The organism is Arthrobacter castelli DSM 16402, assembly GCF_000430705.1.
GTDB lineage: Bacteria > Actinomycetota > Actinomycetes > Actinomycetales > Micrococcaceae > Arthrobacter_C > Arthrobacter_C castelli.
The window spans coordinates 1-2,086 of sequence record NZ_KE387201.1 but is presented as its reverse complement, the minus strand read 5'-3'; the positions used below and the strand labels follow the sequence as shown (position 1 = coordinate 2,086).

Annotated in this window: 2 protein-coding genes and 1 pseudogene; 2 read left to right on the top strand and 1 reads right to left on the bottom strand. The window is 61.4% G+C overall.

Going from position 1 to position 2,086, the window contains the following annotated elements; genetic code table 11:
* The coding region (locus H535_RS28120) for an HNH endonuclease signature motif containing protein (RefSeq protein ID WP_155838836.1) at nucleotides 1–768 on the top strand (768 nt) is incomplete at its 5' end.
* 85 nt (nucleotides 769–853) lie between these two features.
* Here H535_RS28120 and H535_RS27255 read toward each other — a convergent pair.
* Nucleotides 854–1,741, bottom strand: a pseudogene (locus H535_RS27255) (MFS transporter); the annotation flags it as partial.
* Between the two features lie 48 nt (nucleotides 1,742–1,789).
* Between H535_RS27255 and H535_RS29280 the strand changes: the two are divergent.
* Nucleotides 1,790–2,086: transposase (locus H535_RS29280; RefSeq protein ID WP_026821167.1), on the top strand; the 297-nt coding region annotated here is incomplete at its 3' end.

Below are 2,086 nucleotides of genomic sequence, written 5' to 3'. Positions count from 1 at the left end.
CCGAATTATGCCGGGATTAAGGCTGAGGTGCTGGTGGTGGTGCCGGTGTTGACGTTGATGGGGTTATCGGATGAGCCGGCCGATCTGGAAGGGTACGGTCCCATCGATGAGGACACCGCACGACAACTGTCGGCCAATGCCCCGTCGTTCAAGCGGTTGTTGATTCATCTGGAGACGGGGGCGCCGCTGTCGTACGGGCGGGACAGCTATGCGGTGCCGAAGGACTTGCAAAAAATGGTGCGGTTGCGCGACCGGACGTGTCGCGGGTACGGGTGCAATAAAGCCGCCCGTCACTGCGACCTCGACCACACTGTCCCCTACCCGACAGGGCAGACCGAACTGACGAATCTGAAACCACTGTGCAAACCCGGCCATGCCCTCAAGACCGCGAAACTCTGGCGGGATATCCAGCACCGCGACGGCAGAGTGGACTGGACCTCACCGGCCGGCCGGAAATATTCGAATACCCCCGAAGGTCCACTACCGGAGATGCGACCCGCCCCCGACATCGCCACCCTGCTCGAGACAGCCAAACATCAGGCAGACAACTGCGGCAGGGCGGAAAAGACACCGGCAAAACCGGCGAAGCAGGCCAACGGCTCAAGCCGACGCGGCGCCGGCAACGGAAAGCGCGGCACCGGGCCCAAATCGCCCCCGAAAGATCCGTGGCATGTGCCTAATGCCAAGAAGGACAAGGCTGCCGGCGACGCGGAACGGAAACCATCACGGAAACCAACCAACGACCCCGACGACCCAGCACCCTTTTAAAGGGGCCGGGATCGTCGGGGCGCTGTGGGTCTGCTGCTGCTCCGGCCGGACTGTTACGCCACGCAGAGGTCAGCTGCCGGGTTGGCTACTTAGTCCCGAGTTCAGCAGTCGGTGTCCGGAAGCTCTCCTTTGCGGTCAGTGCAGCCACGGCCGCGATGACGCAGATGGCTCCGTTGAACATGCTGATGACGACCCAGCCACCTTCGGCGATGCCGCCCATTGCCGCGACGATCGATGGCGCGAACCCGGCCATCAGGAAGCCGAGCTGGGTGCCGATAGCCAGGCCGGAGAAGCGCACGCGGGCACTGAACATTTCGCCATAGAAGGATGGCCACACGGCGTTAGCGGCAGCATAGGCGCACGAAAACACCACCACAGACATCGCAAATTGCAGGATCATGTTTCCGGATTCAAGCGACAGCAGATAGATCGGCATCATCAAGGCGCTGGCCAGTGCGCCGTACACGAAGACTGGCTTCCGCCCGATTTTGTCCGCCAGTTTGCCGAATTGTGGCTGGGTGAACAGCGCCGCGAAGTTGGCAGCGACGACCAGCCACAGGGTGATTCCGGGTTCGACGTCGCCCACTTCTGTGCCGTACTTGATGGCCAACGTGCCGAAGACAGTGCTGACTGCGGCGATGAAGGCGCAGCAGACGACGCGCAGCACATCGGTCCAATTGTTCCTCAGCAGGTCTTTGACCGGCAGCTTGGAAATGCGGTTGTTCGCCTTGGCTTCCTCGAACGTGGGCGTCTCGTGAAGCGAGCGGCGGATGAAGAACGTGACAATGACGACGACGGCGCTCAGCCAGAAGGGGATGCGCCACCCAATGCTGTACTTGATCTCATCGGGCAGCGACACGACCGGGATGAAAACCAGGGCGGCGAGAATTTGTCCGCCCTGGGTTCCGGTCAGTGTCCAGGACGTGAAGTATGAGCGCCGGTTGTCGGGGGAGTGTTCCAGTGTCATGGAACTAGGGCGTGTCTCCTAAACTGATGTGGCTTTGGCGGGCAGGCTGGGAGTATGGCTTCTCGTAGTGTTCTCAGTGATGATCAGTGGTCGTTGATTCAGCCGTTGTTGCCTTCTTCTGATGGGCGGCCGGGTCGTCCGTTTGGTGATGACCGGAAGGTGGTGGAGGGCATTATTTACCGGTTTCGGTGCGGTATTGCCTGGCGGGATCTGCCAGCGGAGTTCGGACCGTGGCAGACGGTGTGGAAGCGTCATCGACGCTACAGCGGTGATGGCACGTGGGACCGCGTGCTGGGTTCGCTGCTGGGAGATGCTGACCAGCTCGGTTTGATTGACTGGGCGGTCTCGGTC